At 71.8% G+C, this 21,541-nt stretch carries 18 protein-coding genes and 1 tRNA gene; 11 read left to right on the forward strand and 8 right to left on the reverse strand.

The window, feature by feature from the left end:
- The first annotated feature begins 109 nt into the window (after positions 1-109).
- On the forward strand, positions 110-1,117 hold the full coding sequence (locus NAMU_RS26075) for an acyl-CoA dehydrogenase family protein (protein ID WP_041369472.1): 1,008 nt from the start codon (positions 110-112) through the stop codon (positions 1,115-1,117).
- A 179-nt stretch (positions 1,118-1,296) separates the two neighbouring features.
- On the opposite strand, the gene NAMU_RS26080 is transcribed toward NAMU_RS26075, so the two are convergent.
- Entirely contained in the window at positions 1,297-3,510 is a 2,214-nt protein-coding gene (locus tag NAMU_RS26080) for a (Fe-S)-binding protein (protein ID WP_015750333.1), read from the reverse strand.
- A 315-nt stretch (positions 3,511-3,825) separates the two neighbouring features.
- Here NAMU_RS26080 and NAMU_RS26085 point away from each other — a divergent pair, with 315 nt between their 5' ends.
- Positions 3,826-4,521, forward strand: coding sequence for a DUF998 domain-containing protein (locus tag NAMU_RS26085; protein WP_015750334.1), 696 nt, complete (start codon positions 3,826-3,828; stop codon positions 4,519-4,521).
- Here NAMU_RS26085 and NAMU_RS26090 read toward each other — a convergent pair.
- A complete protein-coding gene (locus tag NAMU_RS26090) occupies positions 4,518-5,510 on the reverse strand; it encodes an IS481 family transposase (RefSeq protein WP_015750335.1) in 993 nt (330 codons plus the stop codon). The genes NAMU_RS26085 and NAMU_RS26090 overlap by 4 nt on opposite strands.
- A 166-nt stretch (positions 5,511-5,676) precedes the next feature.
- Here NAMU_RS26090 and NAMU_RS26095 point away from each other — a divergent pair, with 166 nt between their 5' ends.
- Positions 5,677-6,048, forward strand: coding sequence for a YciI family protein (locus NAMU_RS26095; RefSeq protein ID WP_015750336.1), 372 nt, complete (start codon positions 5,677-5,679; stop codon positions 6,046-6,048).
- 40 nt (positions 6,049-6,088) lie between these two features.
- Positions 6,089-7,390, forward strand: a complete 1,302-nt coding sequence (locus NAMU_RS26100; RefSeq protein WP_015750337.1) for an RNA polymerase sigma factor — start codon at positions 6,089-6,091, stop codon at positions 7,388-7,390.
- Here NAMU_RS26100 and dcd read toward each other — a convergent pair.
- Both dcd and NAMU_RS26110 read right to left on the reverse strand, forming a co-directional pair.
- The gene (dcd, locus tag NAMU_RS26105; protein ID WP_015750338.1) at positions 7,359-7,940 is read right to left on the reverse strand and encodes a dCTP deaminase; all 582 of its coding nucleotides are present in this window, start codon (positions 7,938-7,940) and stop codon (positions 7,359-7,361) included. The genes NAMU_RS26100 and dcd overlap by 32 nt on opposite strands.
- A gap of 25 nt (positions 7,941-7,965) precedes the next feature.
- Positions 7,966-9,459 carry an alpha-amylase family protein gene (locus tag NAMU_RS26110; protein WP_015750339.1) on the reverse strand — a complete coding sequence of 498 codons (1,494 nt, stop codon included), beginning with the start codon at positions 9,457-9,459 and terminating at the stop codon, positions 7,966-7,968.
- A 102-nt stretch (positions 9,460-9,561) separates the two neighbouring features.
- Here NAMU_RS26110 and NAMU_RS26115 point away from each other — a divergent pair, with 102 nt between their 5' ends.
- Positions 9,562-10,221 (forward strand): class I SAM-dependent methyltransferase, encoded by a 660-nt coding sequence (locus tag NAMU_RS26115; protein WP_015750340.1) that lies wholly within the window; start codon positions 9,562-9,564, stop codon positions 10,219-10,221.
- Positions 10,222-10,273: 52 nt separating this feature from the next.
- A tRNA-Gly gene (locus NAMU_RS26120) sits at positions 10,274-10,347 on the forward strand.
- A gap of 8 nt (positions 10,348-10,355) precedes the next feature.
- Here NAMU_RS26120 and NAMU_RS26125 read toward each other — a convergent pair.
- Both NAMU_RS26125 and NAMU_RS26130 read right to left on the reverse strand, forming a co-directional pair.
- A complete protein-coding gene (locus tag NAMU_RS26125) occupies positions 10,356-11,969 on the reverse strand; it encodes a sulfatase-like hydrolase/transferase (RefSeq protein ID WP_015750341.1) in 1,614 nt (537 codons plus the stop codon).
- Positions 11,966-12,637, reverse strand: a complete 672-nt coding sequence (locus NAMU_RS26130) for a TetR/AcrR family transcriptional regulator (RefSeq protein ID WP_015750342.1) — start codon at positions 12,635-12,637, stop codon at positions 11,966-11,968. Before NAMU_RS26130 ends, NAMU_RS26125 begins: the two co-directional genes overlap by 4 nt.
- 242 nt (positions 12,638-12,879) lie before the next feature.
- On the opposite strand from NAMU_RS26130, the gene NAMU_RS26135 reads away from it, so the two are divergent.
- Together NAMU_RS26135 and NAMU_RS26140 are read left to right on the forward strand one after the other, a co-directional pair.
- The gene (locus NAMU_RS26135; RefSeq protein ID WP_015750343.1) at positions 12,880-13,404 is read left to right on the forward strand and encodes an LURP-one-related/scramblase family protein; all 525 of its coding nucleotides are present in this window, start codon (positions 12,880-12,882) and stop codon (positions 13,402-13,404) included.
- A 55-nt stretch (positions 13,405-13,459) separates the two neighbouring features.
- Complete coding sequence (locus tag NAMU_RS26140; RefSeq protein WP_015750344.1) at positions 13,460-13,921, forward strand: hypothetical protein; 462 nt, start codon at positions 13,460-13,462, stop codon at positions 13,919-13,921.
- Here NAMU_RS26140 and NAMU_RS26145 read toward each other — a convergent pair.
- Entirely contained in the window at positions 13,862-15,514 is a 1,653-nt protein-coding gene (locus NAMU_RS26145; RefSeq protein ID WP_015750345.1) for a bifunctional 3'-5' exonuclease/DNA polymerase, read from the reverse strand. The genes NAMU_RS26140 and NAMU_RS26145 overlap by 60 nt on opposite strands.
- A 14-nt stretch (positions 15,515-15,528) precedes the next feature.
- Positions 15,529-15,849 (reverse strand): hypothetical protein, encoded by a 321-nt coding sequence (locus NAMU_RS26150; RefSeq protein ID WP_015750346.1) that lies wholly within the window; start codon positions 15,847-15,849, stop codon positions 15,529-15,531.
- Between the two features lie 201 nt (positions 15,850-16,050).
- Between NAMU_RS26150 and fdh the strand changes: the two genes are divergently transcribed.
- Genes fdh through nrfD form a run of 3 tightly spaced genes read left to right on the forward strand, consistent with a single transcriptional unit; the run spans position 16,051 to position 21,424 of the window.
- On the forward strand, positions 16,051-19,338 hold the full coding sequence (gene fdh, locus NAMU_RS26160; protein ID WP_015750347.1) for a formate dehydrogenase: 3,288 nt from the start codon (positions 16,051-16,053) through the stop codon (positions 19,336-19,338).
- Positions 19,338-20,336 (forward strand): 4Fe-4S dicluster domain-containing protein, encoded by a 999-nt coding sequence (locus NAMU_RS26165; RefSeq protein WP_015750348.1) that lies wholly within the window; start codon positions 19,338-19,340, stop codon positions 20,334-20,336. Before fdh ends, NAMU_RS26165 begins: the two co-directional genes overlap by 1 nt.
- Positions 20,333-21,424, forward strand: coding sequence for an NrfD/PsrC family molybdoenzyme membrane anchor subunit (nrfD, locus tag NAMU_RS26170; RefSeq protein ID WP_041369479.1), 1,092 nt, complete (start codon positions 20,333-20,335; stop codon positions 21,422-21,424). Before NAMU_RS26165 ends, nrfD begins: the two co-directional genes overlap by 4 nt.
- Positions 21,425-21,541: the final 117 nt, after the last annotated feature.

Consider the following 21,541-nt stretch of genomic DNA (forward strand, 5'->3'; position numbering starts at 1 on the left):
TCATCACTGTCCCAGAGCCCGGACAGTGAGCGGAATATCACGCCTTTGGCGCAACGTGTCACTCCCAAGAACCATTCGAATCCTTGCCAAAGTTGACACCATGATGCGAATGCCGGCAGCTGACAGCGAATGGGTCCTCACGGCGCAGCGCATCGCCGACGACGAACTGTTCCCGGCCGCGCCGGCCGTCGAGCGGCTGGACCGGGTGCCGCCCAACCACTTGAACCTGCTGGCCGACCACGGTTTCTACGGCCTGCCGGCCCCGGTCGAGTTCGGCGGTCTGGGCCGGGCCGGCTTCCCGGTCCTGACCGACGTCATCGCCGCGCTGGCCGGGGGCTGCCTGACGACCACCTTCGTCTGGTTGCAGCACCTGGCCCCGCTGATGGCCGTCGCCACCGTCGCCCAGCCCGACTTCCGGGACCGCTGGCTCGGTCCCATGGCCGCCGGGCAGGTACGGGCCGGGCTGGCCATGGCCCGTCCGCACCTGATCCGGGTCACCAAGGTGCCCGGCGGTTACACCCTGACCGGCGAGTCGGCCTGGGTGACCGGGTGGGAGCTCATCGACATCCTGCTGGTCGGTGGGGTCGACGAGCGCGGCCTGCTGCACTTCTTCCTGATCGACGCCCGGTCATCGCCCACCCTGGTGGCCGAGCCGTCCGAGTTGATGGCCGTGCAGGCCAGCCGGACGGTGTCCCTGCGGTTCACCGGGCACTTCGTGCCGGACGACCGGCTCGGGCACACCGAACCGTTCGCCTCGTTCGTCGCCGCCGAGGCGCAGGGCTCGGTGATGAACGGCTTCCTGGCCCTCGGCGTGGCCGGGCGCTGCGCCCGCCTGCTGGAGGCCGAGGACCTCGTCTCGGACATCGCCCAGGCCCGGCTGCGGCTGCTCACCGCGGCCGGCGAGCAGGTGCCGACCGCCCGGGCCGAGGCCAGCCTGCTCGCGTCCCGGGCCGCGGCCCGGCTGATGGTGCAAACCGGCAGCCGTTCGGTGCTGGCCGACGAGCACGCCGGACGGCTCTACCGCGAGTCCGGCTTCCTGCTGGTCTTCGGCCTGCGCCCGGCCATCAAGACGGCCATGCTGCAGCGGCTGGCCGACCCGGTCGGCGAGCCGGCCTGACCCCGGGGCCCGCCTCGGCCCCGCCCGCCCCGCCCGCCCCAGCCCCAGCCGCCCCCCTTCGCTGGGCGCGCTGATCGAAGGACCAGAAAACCGGACGAAACACCACCCAGATCGGCACTTGGATCAGCGCGGCCCCGCCCCCGGGCGCCGAGGGCAGCCGGAGCCGGGCGGGGGGGTGGTCAGTCCTGGCCCTTGATGCCGGCCAGCAGCATCTGGGCGACGTCCATGACCTCCACGTCGGCCACGTCGGCGGGGGTGGTCTCGGTCGGGGTGTTCTGCCGGGCGGTCAGGCCGTCGGTGAGCATGACCCGGCAGAACGGGCAGCCGGTGACGATGGTGTCCGCGCCGGTGGCCAACGCCTCGTCCGTGCGTTCCAGGTTGATCCGCTTGCCGGTCTTCTCCTCCATCCACATCCGCGCGCCGCCGGCCCCGCAGCAGAACGACCGGGCGCTGTTGCGCGGCATCTCGGCCAGGGTGACCCCGGTCGCGCCGATCAATTCCCGTGGCGGCGTGTAGACCTTGTTGTGCCGGCCCAGGTAACACGGGTCGTGGTAGGTCACGTCCCGCGAAGCGGCCGGCTTCTTGGGCACCAGCCGCCGGTCCCGGACCAGCTTGTTGAGCAGCTGGGTGTGGTGGATGACCTCGTAATGCCCACCCAGGTCGCCGTACTCGTTGCCCAGGGTGTTGAAGCAGTGCGGGCAGGTCACCACGATCTTGCGGGTCGCCCGGTCCCCGAACGCGGTGTTGATCGTCTCGACCGTGGCCTGGGCCAGCATCTGGAACAGGAACTCGTTGCCCGCCCGCCGCGCCGGATCACCGGTGCAGGTCTCCTCGGTGCCCAGCACCGCGAACCCGACCGCGGCCATGTGCATCAACTCGGCCACCGCCCGGGTCGTCTTCTTGGCCCGATCGTCGAACGCGCCGGCGCAGCCGACCCAGAACAGGTACTCGTGATCCGGGTCGATCGTGTCGGTCACCACCGGCACCTCGAACGGCAGGTCCTTGGCCCAGGCCATCCGGTCCTTGCTGTTCTGCCCCCACGGATTGCCCTTGTTCTCCAGGTTCCGGAACAACCCGCCCAGCTCCGAGGGGAACTCCGACTCGATCATCACCTGGTAGCGGCGCATGTCCACGATGTGATCGACATGCTCGATGTCCACCGGACACTGCTCCACACACGCCCCGCACGACGTGCAGTCCCACAAGATCCCCGGATCGATCACCCCACCGATCTGGTTCCCGTCGGCGTCGACGTCCGGGCCACCGACCAACGGCCGGCCCGCCTCCAGCATCGCCAACGGATCAGCGTGGGCGAACGCCGCCAACTCCGCCTCACCCATCTTCTCCGCCCCGTCCGGGGCGGTGCCCCCACCCGCGGCCAGGTACGGCGCCTTGGCGAACGAATGGTCCCGCAGCGAGAGCACCAGCAGCTTCGGCGACAGCGGCTTGGCCGTGTTCCACGCCGGGCACTGCGACTGGCAACGCCCGCACTCGGTGCACGTCGCGAAGTCCAACCAGCCCTTCCAGGAGAAGTCCTCGACCTTGCCCACGCCGAACGTGTCGACCTCCGGGTCGGCCTCCTCCAGGTTGAGCACCTCACCACCGGAAAGCATCGGCCGCAACGCACCCAACGCGGTCGACCCGTCGTCCTCACGCTTGAAGTAAATGTTGAAGAACGCCAGGAACCGGTGCCAGGCCACCCCCATCGACAGATTCCGGGCGATCACGATCGCCCACACCATCGACACGATCACCTTGACCAACGCAGCCACCGACACCGCCGCCGGCCACGCCGGCAACCACGACCCCAACCACGTCGAGATCGGCGCCGCCCACGTCGGATACGGCAGGAACCCGTTAGCCGAGGCAAACCCACGGATCAGGAAGATCAGCACCCCGATGCTCAGGATCACCGACTCGACGAAATACGCCTGCCCGAAATTCGACCCCTGGAACCGGGAAACCCGCTCGACCCGCCGCGGATGATTCAGCTGCCGGACCACGATCAGATACCCGATGCCCAGCACCGTGGTCAGCGCGATCAACTCGACGAACAACCCGTACCAGGCCTGATAACCCAGCCAGGGAATCTCGAACTCCGGATCGAACGTTTCCCCGACCGCCTGCACCAACGTCAAAAACAGCGCGCCGAACCCGATCATCACGAACCAGTGCGCGACCCCGACCCAGCCCCACTTGAGCATCCGGGTATGCCCCAGGAACTCCTTGACCAAGGTCCTCAGCCGCGCCCCGACCGGACCGGCCCGATGCGGATCCGGCGCCCCCAACCGGACATGCGCGAACATCTGCACCCCGGCCCGGATCAGCATGCCGAAACCGACCACGATGAACGCCACCGCGATCAGCCCGAGCACCCACGACCACCACATCATCGGCAGGTCCCTCTCCCTGAACACCTCGGCGATCGCGGCCGCCCGACGGTGAATGTTATCCACCGCTCACTTACGGTCCCGTTCCGGCTGCCGTGCGCCGCCGTCGCGTGCCTGTGTTCACATCCTGCGGCACGAACCTCTCCGGATGATCACGCGGTCCACTTCCTTGCTCGCCGACCGGTCCGTGGCGACCGCACCGCGGTCCGGCCGGAGCCGAAAAAACTCTCCCGCCGGTGTCGATCGGCCGCCGGACCGTTCGTAGAGGTGGTGACCAGCCGGCCGCACCCTGCTCCGGCCACACCCGAGGAGATCGACATGACCGCACCCTGGCCCACCGCCACCCACTCGACCAGCCCGACCTGCCCCCCGGCCGACCGGATCACCAAGTCCCTGCTGGGCTACGGCGTCATCGCCGGGCCGTTCTACGTCGCGGTGGCGCTGGCCCAGGCGCTGACCCGGCACGGCTTCGAGCTGAGCCGTCATTCCTGGAGCCTGCTGGCCAACGGCGACTGGGGCTGGATCCAGGTCGCCAACTTCATCCTCACCGGCCTGATGGTGATCGCCTTCGCGGTCGGCCTGGATCGTGCGCTGGGCCGCGGGCCGGGCGCGACCTGGGTCCCGCGATTGATCGGCGTCTTCGGCGTCAGCATGATCACCGCCGGTCTCTTCCGCGCGGACCCGGTCGCCGGGTTCCCGGTCGGGTCCCCGGCCGGGTCGGTCCCGTCCTGGACCGGGCTGGTGCATCTGGCCGCCGGCGGGATCGGCTTCACCTGCCTGGCCATCGCCTGCACGCTGATGGCGGCGCGGTACCGCAAGGAACGCCGGCCGGTCTTCGCAGCCTTCTCGGCGATCACCGGCATCGTCTTCCTGGCTGCCTTCCTGGCCCTGGCCGGCAGCGGCGGCGCCCCGGTGGCCACGCTGGCGTTCGTTGGCGCCGTCGTGCTGGTGTGGACCTGGATGACGATGGTCGCGATCGACCAGTACCGGACGGTCGCCGCCAGGTCCCGCTAGCTGTTGAGCCCGGACAGGTTGGTAACGGCTGGCGTGCGGTAGGCGGGCGGTTTGCCCTTCAGCGCGGTGTGCGGCCGATGGTAGTTGTAGCGGTGCACGAACCCGGCCAGGGCGGCGGCTCGTTCGTCGTTGCAGGACCAGGCCTGGCGGTAGGCCCATTCCCGGGCCAGGGTCCGGTGGTACCGCTCGACCTTTCCGTTGGTCTGCGGTCGGTACGGTCGGGTGTACTTGTGGACCGTGGCCCCCAGAGCGGTGTTGAAGTCCTTGCCGCGGTAGCAGGAACCGTTGTCGGTCAGCACCCGGTGGATCCTCTCGATGCCGTGCGCGGCGAAGAACTCGACCGCGCGGGCCCAGAAACCGGCCGCGGTCACGGACTTCTCGTCGGCCAGTTCTTCGGTGTAGGCCAGCCGGGACCGGTCATCGATCGCGGTGTGCAGGAACGCGTACCCGGGTCGCTGACCCCGCTGGGAGGCTCGGTGGGCGTCGTTGCCCCGGCCGTGGATTCGCCAGCCGCCGCCGTCGGGGATGCGGCCGATCTTCTTCACATCGACGTGGATCAGGTCACCGGGCGCGGCCCACTCGTACCGGCGGACCGGTTCCCGCAGCTGATGGCCGGTGACGTCCAGGTGCCGCAGGCGAGAGATGCCCCGGCGCACCAGGACCCGGTGGATCGTCGACGGCGCCAGCGTGATCCCGAACTCGCGCAGCTCCGCGGCCAGCATCACCGGACCGAGCTTGAGGTGCCGCCGCAGATACTCCACGACGTCCTCGACCTGGGCGTCGACCTGGCCGGGTGAGGACACCGGGCGCGACGAGCGGTCCTGCAGGCCGGCCGGACCGTCGGCCTTCCAGCGGGCGTGCCACTTGGCCAGGGTTTGCCGGGCCACGCCGGCCTCGGCGGCGACGTGACAGATCGGCCGACCGGCGTCGACGCGCTGGCACAGGCGTCGGCGTCCCTCGGGGGTCAGCGGGGCGTTACGGTGGGCCACGAGGGTCCTCCTGGTTCGGCGTGTTTGCTTGGTCGCTTCACACCTCACCAAGGGGACCCTCCCTCATGCCCGCAACCAGCCGACCCGGCGTGTCACCAATGTCCCTGGATACAACAGCTAGCGCACACACCCACTCACCCACCAGCCACCAGCCAAGGAGTCAGCAATGCGCTACCTCGTCCTGCTCACGGGAACCCAGCCCGGCACCCCGCCGCCCCCGGAATTGATGGAGGCGATCATGAATCTCGGCGCGGAGGCGACCGCCGCCGGGGTGCTGCTCGACACCGCCGGCCTGATGCCGCGCGCCGGCTCCGCCCGGGTCCAGGTCGCCGGCGGGCAGCTCAGCGTCACCGACGGCCCGTTCGCCGAGGCCAAGGAGTTCATCAGCTACGCGCTCTACCAGGTCCGCAGCCAGGCCGAGGCGGTCGAATGGTCGACCCGGTTCATGCAGCTGCACGCGGACCGGTGGCCCGGATGGAGCGGTCAGGCCGACGTGGTCAAGGTGATGGGCCCGGAGGACTTCGGCCCGCCGGCCTGACCGGGCGCCGGTCGGCCGACCGCAGTGGTTCGATCGACGGGTGAGCACCGCCACCCGGGAGGCCGTCGAGGCGGTGTGGCGCATCGAGTCGGCCCGGCTGATCGCCGGGCTGGCCCGGGTCACCGGCGACCTGGGCCTGGCCGAGGAACTCGCCCAGGACGCGCTGGTCACCGCCCTGGAACAGTGGCCGAGCGGCGGCATCCCGGCCAACCCGGCCGGGTGGCTGATGACCACGGCCAAACGGTTGGCGATCGACGCCCACCGGCGCCGGATCGTGTACCAGCGCAAACTGGAGACGATCGGCCGCGCACAGCCCGGCCATGATCTGGCCGACGAGATCGGCCGGGCGATCGACGATGCGCTGGACGACCACATCGGCGACGACCTGCTGCGGCTGATCTTCACCGCGGCCCACCCGGCCCTGTCCACCGAATCCCGGGTCGCCCTGACCCTGCGCTGCCTGTGCGGTCTGTCCACCCAGGAGATCGGTCGGGCCTACCTGGTGAGCACCGCCACCGCGGCCGCCCGGATCGTCCGCGCCAAACGGACGCTCGCCGCGCAGTCCGTGCGCTTCGAGCTGCCCGACCCGGCGGCGATGGCCGATCGGCTGGCCTCGGTCCTCGAGGTCATCTACCTGATCTTCAACGAGGGGTACTCGGCCTCGTCCGGGGACGACTGGATGCGGCCGGCGCTGTGCGAGGAGGCCTTGCGGCTGGGCCGGGTGCTCGCCGGGATGGTGCCGGACGAGCCGGAGGTGCACGGGCTCGTCGCCCTGATGGAGATCCAGGCGTCCAGAACCGCGGCCCGGACCGGACGCGAAGGGGAACCGGTCCTGCTGGCCGACCAGGACCGGCGCGCGTGGGACCGGTTGCTGATCCGCCGCGGCCTGGCCGCCCTGCAGCGGGCCGAGTCCCTGTCCAAGCCGATCGGGCCGTACACCCTGCAGGCCGCGATCGCCGCCTGTCACGCCCGGGCGACCCGGGCGCAGGACACCGACTGGGCCCGAATCGCCTCGTTGTACGTCGTCCTGGCTCATGTGTGGCCCTCACCGGTGGTCGAGCTGAACCGGGCCGTCGCGGTGGGGATGGCGGACGGTCCGGCGGCCGGACTGGCCGTCCTCGACGCCGCCGTGAACCGGGGCGAGCTGGGCGACTACCCGCTGGCGCACGCCGTCCGCGGCGACCTGCTAGCCCGCTCGGGGAATCACGGCGAGGCCGCGCAGCACTTCCACCGGGCCGCCGAGCTGACCCGCAACGCCGGCGAACGAAAGGTGTTCACCCGGCGCGCCGCCGAGCTGGCGGCGCCCGAGGTCAGCGCCGGGTGTCGTCCGCCCGGAAGTTGAGGTGGGCCCGCGACGGCGTGGGGCCGCGTTGCCCCTGGTAGCGGGAGCCGGCCTCGGCCGAGCCATACGGGTGCAGGGCCGGCGAAGTGAGCCGGAACAGGCACAGCTGGCCGATCTTCATCCCCGGCCACAGGGTGATCGGCAGGTTGGCGACGTTCGACAGCTCCAGGGTGATGTGCCCGGTGAAGCCGGGGTCGATGAACCCGGCGGTCGAATGGGTCAGCAGGCCCAGCCGCCCCAGGGACGACTTGCCCTCCAGCCGACCGGCCAGCGAGTCGGACAGGGTCACCCGTTCGAACGTCGAGCCGAGCACGAACTCGCCCGGATGCAGCACGAACGCGTCCTCGTCGTCAACCTCGACCAGGCTGGTCAGGTCGTCCTGCTGGACCTTGGGGTCGATGTGGGTGTAGCGCGAGTTGTTGAACACCCGGAAGAACCGGTCCAGCCGGACGTCGATGCTGGAGGGCTGGACGAGCGAGGCGTCGAACGGGTCCAGGGCGAGTGACCCGGCCTCGATCTCGGCCAGAAGGTCCCGGTCGGACAGCAGCATGCGGGCACTCTATGCGCCCGCCTGGTCAGCCGTGGGACCGGTCGATACGAAGCAGGTGCCAGTCCCACGGGCCGAGCCGGACGAACAGCCCGTCCACCAGGTCGTGCCCGTTGCGCTCGTAGGTCACGTCGTGGGTCGGGTCGACCAGCCGCCACATGTGGCCGCCCAGGCCGTCCAGGGGCAACCGGACCCGCCCGGTGACGGCCAGCCCGCTCAGGTTGACCACGACCAGCCAGCGGGTGGGGCCCTCCCAGCACCAGGCGACCAGGTTCTCAAAGCCGGAGCCGGGCCAGCCGGCACGCTCGGCCAGCCGCCACCGGCCGGTGTGGAACGTCGGATCGGCCAGCACCTCGAGCAGGGCCCGCGCGGACGCAGCCAACCCCTCGTCGGTGGGTTCGTCGGGGTAGCGACCCAGGAACACCGGCAGCTGGGTGCGCCAGCCCTGCGCCTGCCCGTCGTGGATCAGCCGCGCCCCGGCCTGGGTCAGCGCGGCCACCGCCGTCACCGGCGCCCGCTCGTCCCCGAACACGGCGGCGGCCCGCGGCTCGTCGTGGTTCTCCACGAACCGGACCAGCTTGTTCTGGTAGTCCAGGTCGGCGCTCAGGTGGGCCCGCACCTGCTCGGCCGGCCCGTGCACCAGCCGGTCGTAGAGTCGTTTGTCGTAGCAGAAGTCGAAACCCTGCTGCTGCAGCGCCCACTCGGTGTCCCAGTAGGCCTCGGCCAGGAATCGGAATCCGGGATGACGCTCCCGCACGGCCGGGATGACGGTCGGCCAGTAGTCGGCCGCCGGCGCCGGCCCGACCCGCTCGCCCCAGGTGCGGGCGAAGATCTCGTTCATCATCAGCATCGCCATGTCGCAGCGCACCCCGTCGCACTGCGCGGCGATCGCGTCCAGGGTGTCGATGACGGTGGCCCGCAACGCGGGCGCGAAGGCGTCGAGCTGCACGACGTCCGGCCAGGCCGGGAAGTAGGGGTCGCGCCCGTTGGCCAGGACGCGCTGGCCCACCCGGACGAACGCGGCCGGGTCCCGCTCGAGGTCGGCGTCGGTGCCGGCGACGAACAGCTCGGGCCGGCCGGTCACCCAGGGGTGGTCCGGTGCGACGTGGTTGGGCACGAAATCCAGGATCAGGCCGACGCCGCGGTCGGCCAGCGCGGCGCGGGCGGCGGCCAGCCCGGCCGGCCCGCCCAGCTGCTCGTCGACGACGTACTCACGGATGCAGTACGGCGACCCGGCGACGTCGGCGGGTGTCCAGTCCGGCAGCGCGGCGCCGAAGGACGCGGTCAGGTCGGGGTTGGCCAGCGCGATCGCCACCCCGGCCGGGCTGCGCCGCCACACGCCCATCAGCCAGACGGCGTCGACACCGGGTGCGGCCAGCTCGTCCCAGGCCTGGTCAGGGACCGTGCCCAGCTCGATCGGCGCCCCGGCCCCCCGCCTCAGCCGGCTCAGCCGGTTCAGCCACGGCCAGGTGTTGATCTCAACGATCACCGGATGCGTGGCGCTGCTCAGCCGGGTGCTCACGGGCCCTCCCACTGGGCATCACGCGGCCGACCGTGACCGCCGGATCACTCTAAGCGAACGAGCGGGCGAGGCCACCATGACCACCGGCGTAGGTTCGGCCGGGTGACCGATCGTGACTGGGCGCGGCGCGCCGATCAGCTGGCCGGGCAGGCGTACGCCGAGGGGCGACCAACCGGATGGTTCGACCAGCTCTACGCCGAGGGCGCCGCCGGCGTCATCGACATGCCGTGGAACCGCACGGATCCGCAGCCACTGCTGCTGGACTGGTTCACCGGGTGGGCCGGCCGGCAGCCGCCCGGCCGGGCCTGTGTGGTCGGCTGCGGGCTGGGCGCGGACGCCGAGTTCCTGGCCGCCCGGGGGTGGGCGACCACCGGCTTCGACCTCTCGCCCGCCGCGATCGGTGCGGCGGGTGCCCGCTATCCGGACTCGGCCGTCGACTACCGGGTGGCCGACCTGCTGGACCTGCCGGCCGACCTGGTCGGCGCGTTCGATCTGGTCGTCGAGATCTTCACCCTGCAGGCCATGCCCGACCCGCCGCGCCGGCAGGCCGCCCGCGGGGTCGTCTCGCTGCTCGCCCCCGGCGGCACCCTGCTGGTCGTCTCCTTCCGCGCCACCGGCGCGGTCACCGCACCGCCCCCGTTCCCGTTGACCCGGGACGATCTGCGGGCCCTGGAGGTCGACGGGGTGGTCGCTCGCCACGTCGAGGAACTGCCCGGCGAGCGCTGGCGGGCCGAACTGGTCCGCGGCCCGATTCGCCGGTGACCCGGAGCCGGTCCGTGGGCGGTCCGGCTCCGGGTATAGTGAACGGGCCTTTGCGGGCGTAGTTCAGTGGCAGAACTTCAGCTTCCCAAGCTGATAGCGCGAGTTCGATTCTCGTCGCCCGCTCCAGATGTTCCTCAGCTGTCGCCGCGCCACTTGGGCGCGCCCAGCAGCAACGGCTTCTCGGTGATCCAAGGCTGGTCGTCCCGGCCGATCTCGGCGTCGATCAGCGCCTCCAACTTGGCCAGGTAGGTGGCCACCAGCTCCCGTTGGGTCGGGTCGGTGGCCAGGTTGCGGGTCTCCCCCGGGTCGGTGACCCGGTCGTAGAGCACCACGTCGTTGGCGGCCAGCAGCTCGTCGACGGTGCGCGGGCGGTTCGGCGCCAGCGGCGAGAAGTAGCGCCCGAAGGAGTACCGGTTGTCGGTGTAGCCGCGCAGGAAGCCGCGCTTGTGCCAGTCCGGTCGCAGCTCGCCGGACTGGATTCGGGCCGGCGCATCGGCCTGGCCGAAGGCCCGCCAGAAGTCGGCGTCCAGGGTCAGCACCGATTCCACCGCGGTCAGCACGCCGTCGCGCACCTGGGCGCCGTCGGCCAGCGCCGGCACCAGCGAATGACCGCCCAGGCCGTCGAACTCGCCCCGCAGCTCGTCCGGGTCGACCCCGGCCAGGTGCAGGATGGTCGGCGCAAGGTCGACCGCCGAGCCGAGCGCCTGGGTGCGGCCGCCGCCCGGGATGTCCGGGTGCACGATGACCAGCGGAACGTGGAAGTTCTCGTCGTAGACCAGGTTTCCCTTCTGCCGCAGCCCGTGCGAACCGGCCAGCTCGCCGTGGTCGCTGGTGAACACGACCACCGTGCGGTCGGCCTGCCCGGACGCGACCAGGGCGTCCAGCACCAGGGAGACGCTGCGGTCGACGTCGCGGATGCAGTTGACGTAGAAGTTCAGGCCCAGCCGCCAGTCCTGCGGGTCGACCACCGGGCCGAACATCGCGTCGGCCAGCCCGGCGTACTCGCGCACGGCCTGCGGGGCGCCGGACAGGTCGTCGCCGGCGTTGTCCGGCACGTCGATGTCCCAGACCTTGCTGTACAGCGGCGTTTCCGCCGGCGGCTTGACCTTGACCGCCTCGGCCAGGTTCGGCGGCGGGGTGATCGAGCGGGTGCTGCCGTAGTCGTAGCTCATGATGTCGTGCGGATTGACGAAGTTGACGGTCATGAACCAGGGCTGGTCGCGCGCCACGACCGGGGCCTTGTCCCGGAGCCAGCGCACCGCCTGCCCGGCGATCACCGGGTCCACCTTGAGCCCGGCCCACGCCCCGCCGTCGATGTCGCCCCAGTCGTTGAACTCGGTGAACCCGTACGGCTGCAACGCCTTCGACGTCTCCCCCGGGTTCTGCGGGGTGCGGTAGGCGTTGGACAGGTGCCACTTGCCCTGGTAGGCGGTGTAGTAGCCGGCCGCCTGCATCATCGTGCCCAGGGTGGCCATGCCCGGATCGAGCGGGCGGATGTAGGGCATGTTGTCGTTGTCGAAGATCATGGTGCTGGTGACGTGCTGCCCGGTATACATCACCGAACGCGACGAGCTGCACATCGCCGAGGCGACGTAGTAGTCGTCGAAGCTGGTGCCGCGCTGGTGCAGCCAGTCCCGGGCCGGCAGGGTGAAGCCGTCCAGTTTGGGCAGCGTGTAGCGCTCCTCGCCGGTGGTGATCAGCAGGACGTTGGGGCGCCCGTCGGCGCGGCCGAGGCGGGGTGCGGTCATGAAGGTTCTCCTTGGGGTGTGGGTCCGGGCGGCGGATCGAGGACGGGCAGGGGTCGGTGGGCGATCTCGGCCGCCTCGGCGGCCGGCAGGCCCAGGGTGGTGAGCAGGGTCGCGGCCAGCAGGTCGGCGTCGGCGTCGGTGACCGAGCCGCTCCCGTCCGCGGTCAGCCGCATCTGCAGGAAGGCCAGCACGCTGCCACCGACGACGGCCAGGGCCAGGGCCGGACGGGCCAGGGTGAACCGGCCCGACGCCAGCCCCTGCCGCAGGTCCCGGCTGGCCAGCGGGGCCAGACCCCGGTCGGCCACCAGGAACTCGGGACCGGTCAACACCAGCACCCGGGCCACGGCCGGCCGGGTGGCGGCCAGCCGGCAGGTCGAGCGAATGCCGATCGCGACCAGTTCGGCCGGATCCTGCACGTCAGCCCGGGCCGCGTCGATACCGGCGGCGAACGCGTCGAGCAGGTCGAACACGGCCGCCTCGAACAGCTCGGACTTGGTCGTGAAGTGGTTGTAGAACGATCCGAGGCCGACGCCGGCCTCGTCGGTGATGTCCTGCACGGCCACCTCGGTGGTCCCGCGGTCGGCCAGGATCCGTTGCCCGGCGGCGATCAGCGCGGCCCGGGTACGGGCCTTTCGCCGGTCGACGCGACCGATCGCGGGGCTGGACACGGCGCGAGCGTAGGACCGGAGTTGACGATTTCGTCAGGTTCGAAACCGAGCTCATCCGAAGTGGGTGAGGCCCGATCCGAGCATCGTCGCTGTCGGCAACCGACCGTGCCGCAGCGTCCCGGTCGAGTGCATTGACGACCCCTTCGGGTGGTGCCGCCGCCGGCGCGCGTCGGCCCGCTCCGGTGAATGTTTTGCTGAGGATCGCGCTCCGACCGTTCCCCGCCCGAGGACCTGGAGGTCCGGTGTTCCATCACCAGTCCGCACCCGACGTCACCGACCTGCCCACCGGGGCATACCTTGTGCGGCGCAAGCTGTCCAGCATCGAAGGGTTCCTGGTCTACGACCACACCGACACCCAGCTCTACCACTTCAAGGGCCACCTGGCCTTTCCCGGCCAGCGGTGGAGCATGCTGGACGCCACCGGCACGGAGGTCGCCGGCCTGCTCCGGCCGGCCATGCACATCCACCCCACCTTCACCGTCACCCGGCCCGGCCGGACCGACGTGGTCATCCGCAAGGCCAACTTCGCGCCGATCAAGGAGAGCTGGCGGATCGAGGGCGCCGAGGACGGTGACATCGACCTGCGCGGGGACCTGCTCAATCACGAGTTCGTCTTCGAACGCAACGGCCAGGCCGTCGGCAGCACCACCCGCCGGTGGATCTCGTTGACCGACGCCTACACCCTGCAGGTCAACGACATGGACCCCGTGCTGGCCATCGCGGCGGCCGTGGGCATCGACTCCATCGAAGAGGACCGGCAGCGCTGAGCCTGGGCCGGGCGCACGGGCTGCGGGATGCAGCGGCCGGTTCTACTGTCCTGATGTGCACCTGCCGCTGGGCCGCCGCCCCGACCTGAGCGTGGCGCGGCCGGCCGCCGTGGTGATGATCGCCTGCGCGGCCGTGCACGTCGTCGGCGCGATGCGGCACTGGTCGCCCGGGCTGTCCCTGCTCACCATCGCGGTCGCGCTCGGCTGCCTGCACTGCGTGCACCACCTGTGGACGGCGCCCCGGGTGGCCGACTGGGTCTGGGTGACGCTGGGCAGCGCGGCCATGCTCGCGCTGCACCTGATCATGCTCGCCGGCCCGACCGGCTCCGGGCACGCCCACCATCCGGTCGCCCCGGCCGGCGGCACCGGGCTGGACCCGGTGACCGTGGTCGGCCTGCTCCTGCCCCTGCTCGGGCTGGCCCTGGCCTGGTGCGCGCTGTCCGCCGCCCGGATCAGCTCACTTGGCGTCGGCGTACCGGTCGACGATCACCGGGCGCACCGGGGTCTGGACGGCTGACCCGGGAAAGACCAGCCGCCGGGCGGCGTCGGCGGCGTCCTCGATCAGCCCGGCCACCGGCTCCGCGACGGGCTCGGGGGCGTGCACGATCAGCTCGTCGTGCTGGAAGAAGACCAGCTCGGCCCCGGCCACCTCGGTCAACGAGGTGCGCAGACCGGCCAGCCAGACGGCGGCCCAGTCGGCCGCCGACGCCTGGACCACGAAGTTGCGGGTGAACCGGCCCCGATCACCGGCCAACCGGTCGGCCAGCGTCCGTTCGGCGGGGGTGGCGTCCTGCTGCCGGCCGATGCGAACCGCCTCCCATGAGGTTCCCGGCGGCGGGCAGGCCCGGCCCAGCACCGAATGCACCACCTCGCCGCGTTCGCCGGCCCGGGCCGCCCCGTCGACGTAACCCATGGCCTGCGGGTAGCGGGCGCGCAGGGTGCTGACCAGCCGCCCGCCCTCACCGGTGGTCTGCCCGTACATCGCCCCCAGCATGGCGACCTTGGCCGCCGCCCGGTTCCCGCCGAATCCGTCCGCGGCCAGCCCCGCATACAGGTCGTCCTCGGCCGAGATCGCCTGCAGCACCAGGTCTGCGGAGATCGCGGCGAGCACCCGCGGCTCCAGCTGGGCGGCGTCGGCGACGATCAGCCGGTAGCCGGGGTCGGCGACGACGGCCTGCCGCAGCACCCGCGGGATCTGCAGGGCGCCCCCACCGCGGGTGGCCCAGCGGCCGGACACCACCGCCCCGGACAGGTATTCGGCGTGAAACCGGTTGCCGCGCACCCACTGCTCCAGCCAGGCCCAACCGTTGGCGGTGTGCAGGCGGACCAGTTCCTTGTACGCGAGCACCGGGCGCACCGCGGGATGGTCGATCGCCTTGATCACCCAGGACCGGGTGCTCTCGATGTCGAACCCGACCCGCCGGAAGGCCGCTCGCACGTCGACCGCCGAATCGGGATTGACCGGGAAGCCGAAGGCCTGGCTGATCTCGTCGGCCAACGCGGCCAGCGTCGGCGGGCGGCCCCCACCGACCGGCCGCGGACCCAGCAGCTCGGCCAGCACGGCCAGATGGATGTCCCGGCGCCAGGGCAGGCCAACCGCACCCATTTCGGTCGCGGCCAGGGCCGACGCGCACTCGGCGGCCAGCAGCAGACCGAGCGCGCCGTCCCGGCCGGCCCGGGCCCGCTGGTCGAGGTAGGCCAGCCGCAGCGTCTCGGTCGGGTCCTCGTCCGGCGGCTGGTCGGCCGGGCCGGACAGCTCGAACAGGGTCGGCGCCGGGTCGAGGTCGGCGACCCGCTCGGCCGGGGCCGGGCGACCCTGGGCCCGGGCGAGCACGGCCGCGGGACTGGTCGGCTCGCCGAACGCGCCGGCCCGGCCGAGCAGGATCCGCTCGACCACCGCGACGTCGTGACAGCGGGCCGCCCGGATGCCGGCGGCCATCAGCGGCGGGTAGTCCACCCCGGTGCTCGCCCACAGCCAGCGCTGACCGGCCGGGTCCAGCTGATCCAGGTCGTGCTGATCCAGGTCATGCGGTGCTCCGACCCGATCGCCGTCGTCGGTGAGCTGCTGCACCACCAGCGTGCCGTCGGGCCGGCGCGCGCAGGCCAGCACCGGCCGCGGCCCGCTCAGGTCCCGGAGCCGGAGCCGCGCAACGAGTTCCGGATCGCCGCGAGCTTGTCCTGGGCCGCCTTCTCCCGCTCCGCCTGCTGTTCGGCCGCCGACCGCGCCTCCGGGGTCTCGCCGGCCAGTTCGGCCGACCCGAGCGAGCGGGCGAACCGGCCCTCGATCTTGTCCCGCACGAAGTCCAGGCTCGGCACCCCGCCCGCCGAGTAGTCCGGCGGCGGCGCCACGATCGCCGCCGGGCCGCTGTCGACCGGCGTCACGGGCACCGGCGTCACGGGCACCACCGCCGCGGCCTCGGGTTCGGGGGCGTGTTCGTCGGCCATGGTGTCCTCCCTTTCGCTGCGTGCTCCGCCCATCTTGCGCCGACTTGCCCCAGACGCACGCCTGCGGGCGGATCAGCGGTGCGTTTGTGGCAAGTCGGCGGACACAGGGGCCGGGCCTGGCGGGCCGGCCGGCGCGGGGGCAGGCGGGGCGGGCGGCGCCGAGCCCTGCCGGGCGGCGACCGGTGGGTTACCGTGGGCGCCATGGGGCGACTGAGCGTCCTGAACTGGCCGGTGGTCCGGCAGTTCCGGTCGGGCGACGTGTTCGGCCGTGGGCCGGCAGTCACTTCGGCGCGCACCCGGGAGCTGACTCCCCGCACCTCCACCGCCGACCGGGTCGCCCGCAGCGTGTGCCCCTACTGCGCCGTCGGCTGCGGGCAGAAGGTGTTCGTCAAGGACGAAAAAGTCGTCCAGATCGAGGGCGATCCGGACTCGCCGATCTCCCGGGGCCGGTTGTGCCCCAAGGGGTCGGCCAGTGAGCAGCTGGTCAACTCACCCGCCCGGCAGACCCGGATCCTGTACCGCCCGCCGCACGCCACGGACTGGCAACCGCTGGAGCTGGACACGGCGATCGACATGATCGCCGACCGGTTCCTGGCCGCCCGCCGGGCCCACTGGCAGGACGCCGACGACGAGGGTCGACCGCTGCGCCGGACGATGGGCATCGCCGCCCTCGGCGGGGCCACGCTGGACAACGAAGAGAACTACCTGATCAAGAAGCTGTTCACCGCGGCCGGCGCGATCCAGGTCGAGAACCAGGCCCGTATTTGACACTCCGCCACGGTTCCCAGTTTGGGAGCCTCGTTCGGACGCGGCGGCGCGACGCAATCGTTGCAGGACATGGCCAATGCCGACTGCATCGTGATCCAGGGCTCCAACATGGCCGAGTGCCACCCGGTGGGCTTCCAGTGGGTGTCCGAGGCCAAGGCGCGCGGCGCCCGGATCATCCACGTCGACCCCCGCTTCACCCGAACGAGCGCGATCGCGCACAAGCACATCCCGATCCGGGCCGGATCCGACGTGGTGCTGCTGGGTGCGTTGATCAAGCACGTGCTGGACAACGACCTGTGGTTCCACGAGTACGTCGTGCACTACACGAACGCGGCGACCATCGTGAACGAGGACTTCCGCGACGCCGAGGACCTGGGCGGGCTGTTCTCCGGGTTCGACCCGGCGACCGGGAAGTACGACCTGTCGTCCTGGGCCTACGAGACCGCTGATGATGCGCACGAGGACGCCGCCGAGCACGGCGCCTCCGCGTCCGACCGGGCGGCCGGTGACGAGCACGGCAGCGGTGGGCCGACCCTGCCGCACGCCAAGGTGCTGCGCGACGACACCCTGCAGCACCCGCGGTGCGTGTTCCAGATCCTTCGGCGGCACTACGCCCGCTACACCCCGGCGATGGTGCAGGAGGCCTGCGGGATCAACCCGGCCGACTTCCGGTACCTGGCCGACTCGATCACTCAGAATTCCGGGCGCGACCGGACCACCTGCTTCGCCTACGCGGTCGGCTGGACCCAGCACACGCTGGGTGCCCAGTTCATCCGCACGTCGGCGATCCTGCAGCTGTTGCTGGGCAACATGGGTCGCCCGGGCGGCGGGATCATGGCCCTGCGCGGGCACGCCAGCATCCAGGGCTCGACCGACATCCCCACCCTGTTCAACCTGCTGCCCGGGTACCTGCCGATGCCGACGGTCGGCCGGCACGACACCTACCAGGAGTACCTGGACGCCATCTCGTCCAAGCAGCAAAAGGGGTTCTGGGCGGCCGCCGACACCTACGTGGTCAGCCTGCTCAAGGCCTGGTGGGGGAACGCGGCGACGGCCGAGAACGACTGGGCCTACGACTATCTGCCCCGGCTGTCCGGGCCGCACGGCACCTACCAGACCGTGCACGACATGCTCGAGGACAAGGTCGACGGCTACTTCATCCTCGGCCAGAACCCGGCCGTCGGGTCGGCCAACGGCCGGATGCAGCGCCTCGGCATGGCCCACCTCAAGTGGCTGGTGGTGCGCGATCTGAACCTGATCGAGTCGGCCACCTGGTGGAAGGACGGCCCGGAGATCGCCTCCGGTGAGCTGACCACCGAGGGCATCGGCACCGAGGTGTTCTTCCTGCCGGCGGCCACCCACGTGGAGAAGGCGGGCTCGTTCACCCAGACCCAGCGGCTGGTGCAGTGGCGGGAGAAGGCGGTCGACCCGCCCGGGCAGGCGCAGGCCGAGCTGGAGTTCTTCTACGAGCTGGGCCAGCGGATCCGGGCCAAGCTGGCCGGCTCGACCGACCCGCGGGACCGCCCGCTGCTCGACCTGACCTGGGACTACCCGCTGGACGAGCACGGCGAGATCGACCCGGAATCGGTGCTGCGGGAGATCAACGGCTACCGGTTGACCGGCCCCGACGCCGGGGTGCCGATCTCGTCCTACCTGCAGCTGCGCGCGGACGGCAGCACGGTGGGCGGGTGCTGGATCTACGCCGGGGTGTACGCCGACGGCGTCAACCACGCGGCCGACCGGGTGCCCCACGGCGGGCCGAGCCCGAGCCAGAACGAGTGGGGCTGGGCGTGGCCGGCGAACCGGCGGATCCTGTACAACCGGGCCTCGGCGGACCCCGCGGGCCGGCCGTGGAGCGAACGCAAGAAGCTGGTCTGGTGGGACGAGCAGCAGCAGCGCTGGGTCGGCAATGACGTGCCCGACTTCGTCGTCGACCGGGCCCCGGGCAGCCGTCCCGACCCGGAACTGGGCGGCGCCGCCGCGTTGGCCGGCGACGACCCGTTCGTCATGCAGGCGGACGGCAAGGGCTGGCTGTTCGCGCCCAAGGGCATGCTCGACGGCCCGTTGCCCACGCACTACGAACCACAGGAGTCCCCGGTCCGCAACGCGCTGTACCCGCAGCAGCAGAGCCCGTCGCGGATCCTGATGCCCGGCAAGGACAACCTGTGGGCGCCCAGCGCCGGTCAGCCCGGGGCCGGGGTCTACCCGTACGTGTTCACCACCTACCGGCTGACCGAACACCACACCGCGGGCGGGATGAGCCGCTGGCTGCCGTTCCTGGCCGAGCTGCAGCCGGAGATGTTCTGCGAGGTCTCCCCGGAGCTGGCCGCCGGGAAGGGCCTGGAGAACTTCGGCTGGGCGACCATCATCTCGCCCCGGTCGGCGATCGAGGCCAAGGTGCTGGTCACCGACCGGATGACGCCGCTGACGATCGGCGGGCACACCATCCACCAGATCGGGCTGCCCTACCACTGGGGCGTCGGCGGCGACGCCGTGGTCAGCGGGGACGCGGCCAACGACCTGCTCGGCATCACCCTGGATCCGAATGTGCAGATCCAGGAGTCCAAGGCCGGGTCGTGCGACATCCGGCCCGGCCGCCGGCCGCAGGGCGAGGACCTGCTGCGACTGGTCGCCGAGTACCAGTCCCGGTCCGGCGCTACCGTCGAGACCGACAACGAGCGGGTCACCGACCCCGACCGTGAGGGCGAGGGGCGGCGCTGATGGGCCAGCTGACCGGGCCGACCAACCCGACCACCGACGCCAACTGGGCCGATCCCCAGCCCCGGAAGGGCTTTTTCACCGACACCTCGATCTGTATCGGCTGCAAGGCCTGCGAGGTCGCCTGCAAGGAGTGGAATCACAACCCCCGCGACGGCGACCTGCAGTTGCTGGGCTCCTCCTACGACAACACCGGCTCGCTCGGGGCCAGCACCTGGCGGCACGTCGCGTTCATCGAGCAGGACGGCGACCGGATCGAGCAGGCCCGCGAGTCCGGCCGGGCCCTGGTCGGGTTGGGCATGCCGGCGGTGCGCTCGTCGGCCGCGCCGGTCGACACCACGCCCCCGGACACCGCCGAGTTCCGCTGGTTGATGTCCTCGGACGTGTGCAAGCACTGCACGCACGCCGGCTGCCTGGACGTGTGCCCGACCGGCGCGCTGTTCCGCACCGAGTTCGGCACCGTGGTGATCCAGGCCGACGTGTGCAACGGCTGCGGCACCTGCGTGGCCGGGTGCCCGTTCGGCGTGGTCGAACGGCGCGACGACGGCACCTACTCCACCCACGCCAGCCGCCCCGGGCAACCGGAGGCGCACACCGAGGTGCCGAACCACAACGTCGCCCAGAAGTGCACGCTGTGCTACGACCGGATCCTGGAGGGCCAGACGCCGGCCTGCGCGCAGACCTGCCCGACCACCTCGATCAAGTACGGCGACCATGACGACCTGGTGGCGCAGGCCCGGCAGCGAGTCGGCGAGCTGCACGCCCAGGGGATGACCGAGGCGCGGCTATACGGCGCCAACGAGCTCGACGGCGTCGGCGGCACCGGGTCGATCTTCCTGCTGCTGGACGAGCCCGAGGTCTACGGGTTGCCGCCGGACCCGCGGGTGCCGACCGCCGACCTGCCGCGGATGTTCAACCGGGCCGGCATCGCCGCCGTCGGCATGCTCGCCGCCGCGGCCCTGTCCTTCCTGACCGGACGCGGGACGGGCCGGCGCCGGTGACCACGTCCGAGTTCGACAGCCTGCGGCCGCCGGAGCCCTCGGGCCGGCGGCGGCGCCGTCGACGCGCCGGGGCGCCCGGCCCGCAGGTCGGGGCTGACGGCTCCCGCGAGATGCCGATGGTGCCCGAGGCCGAGTTCACCTCCTACTACGGCCGGCCGGTGGTCAAGGCGCCGCCGTGGGGCGAGGACGTGCCGGCCTACCTGTTCCTCGGCGGGCTGGCCGGCGGCTCCGCGCTGCTGGCCGCGGGGGCCCAGTTCACCCGGCGGCCGACGCTGCGGCGCAACGCCCGGCTCGGCGCGATCACCGCGATCGGCCTGGGCAGTGTCGCGCTGGTGCGCGACCTGGGCCGGCCCGAACGGTTTCTGAACATGTTGCGCACCGTCAAGGTGACCTCGCCGATGAGCATCGGCTCCTGGATCCTGGCCGCCTTCGGCGCCGGGGCCGGCGTCACCACCGCCCTGGAGCTGGACCGGATGACCGGGCGGCGCTTCCCGCTCGGCCCGCTGCGCCGGGTGCTGCCGTTCGTCGACGGCGCGGCCGGGGTCTGGACCGCCCTGTTCGCCCCGCCGCTGGCCGCCTACACCGCGGTGCTGCTGGCCGACACCGCCGTCCCCACCTGGAACGCCGCCCGCGACGAGCTGCCGTTCCTGTTCGTCGGGTCGGCCGCGTTGAGCGCGGGCGGGCTGGCCATGATCACCACCCCGCTCGCCGAGACCGGGCCGGCCCGCACCTTCGCGGTGGCCGGCGCGGTGACCAAGGTCGCCGCGTCCGAGGTGATGAAGCACCGGATGGACCCGACGGTGGCGCAGACCCTGCACCACGGCGGGGCCGGAAAGATGCTGCGGGCCAGCGAGATCCTGACCGTCGTCGGCGGGCTGGGGGCATTGCTGGCCGGTCGCCACCGGGCCATCGCCGTCGGCTCCGGCCTCGCCCTGCTGGCCTCGTCCGCGCTGACCCGCTTCGGCATCTTCGAGGCCGGCATCCACTCCGCCAAGGACCCGAAATACACCATCGTGCCGCAGAAGCGCCGCCTGGCCGCTCGCCGCGCCGCCGGCATCACCGACGACTCCATCACCACCGCTGGCTAACCCCCCGCCCCCTCCCCCCGCGCGGATCAACTACTGCGGCGCGGATCAACTCACACCAGATGTGACTGGTGTGACCGGTGAGTACGACTTCATCCGCGCGGGGGCAGCCGGAGGCGG

Origin of the sequence: Nakamurella multipartita DSM 44233 (genome assembly GCF_000024365.1) — a bacterium.
In the GTDB taxonomy this organism is placed as follows: Bacteria; Actinomycetota; Actinomycetes; order Mycobacteriales; family Nakamurellaceae; genus Nakamurella; species Nakamurella multipartita.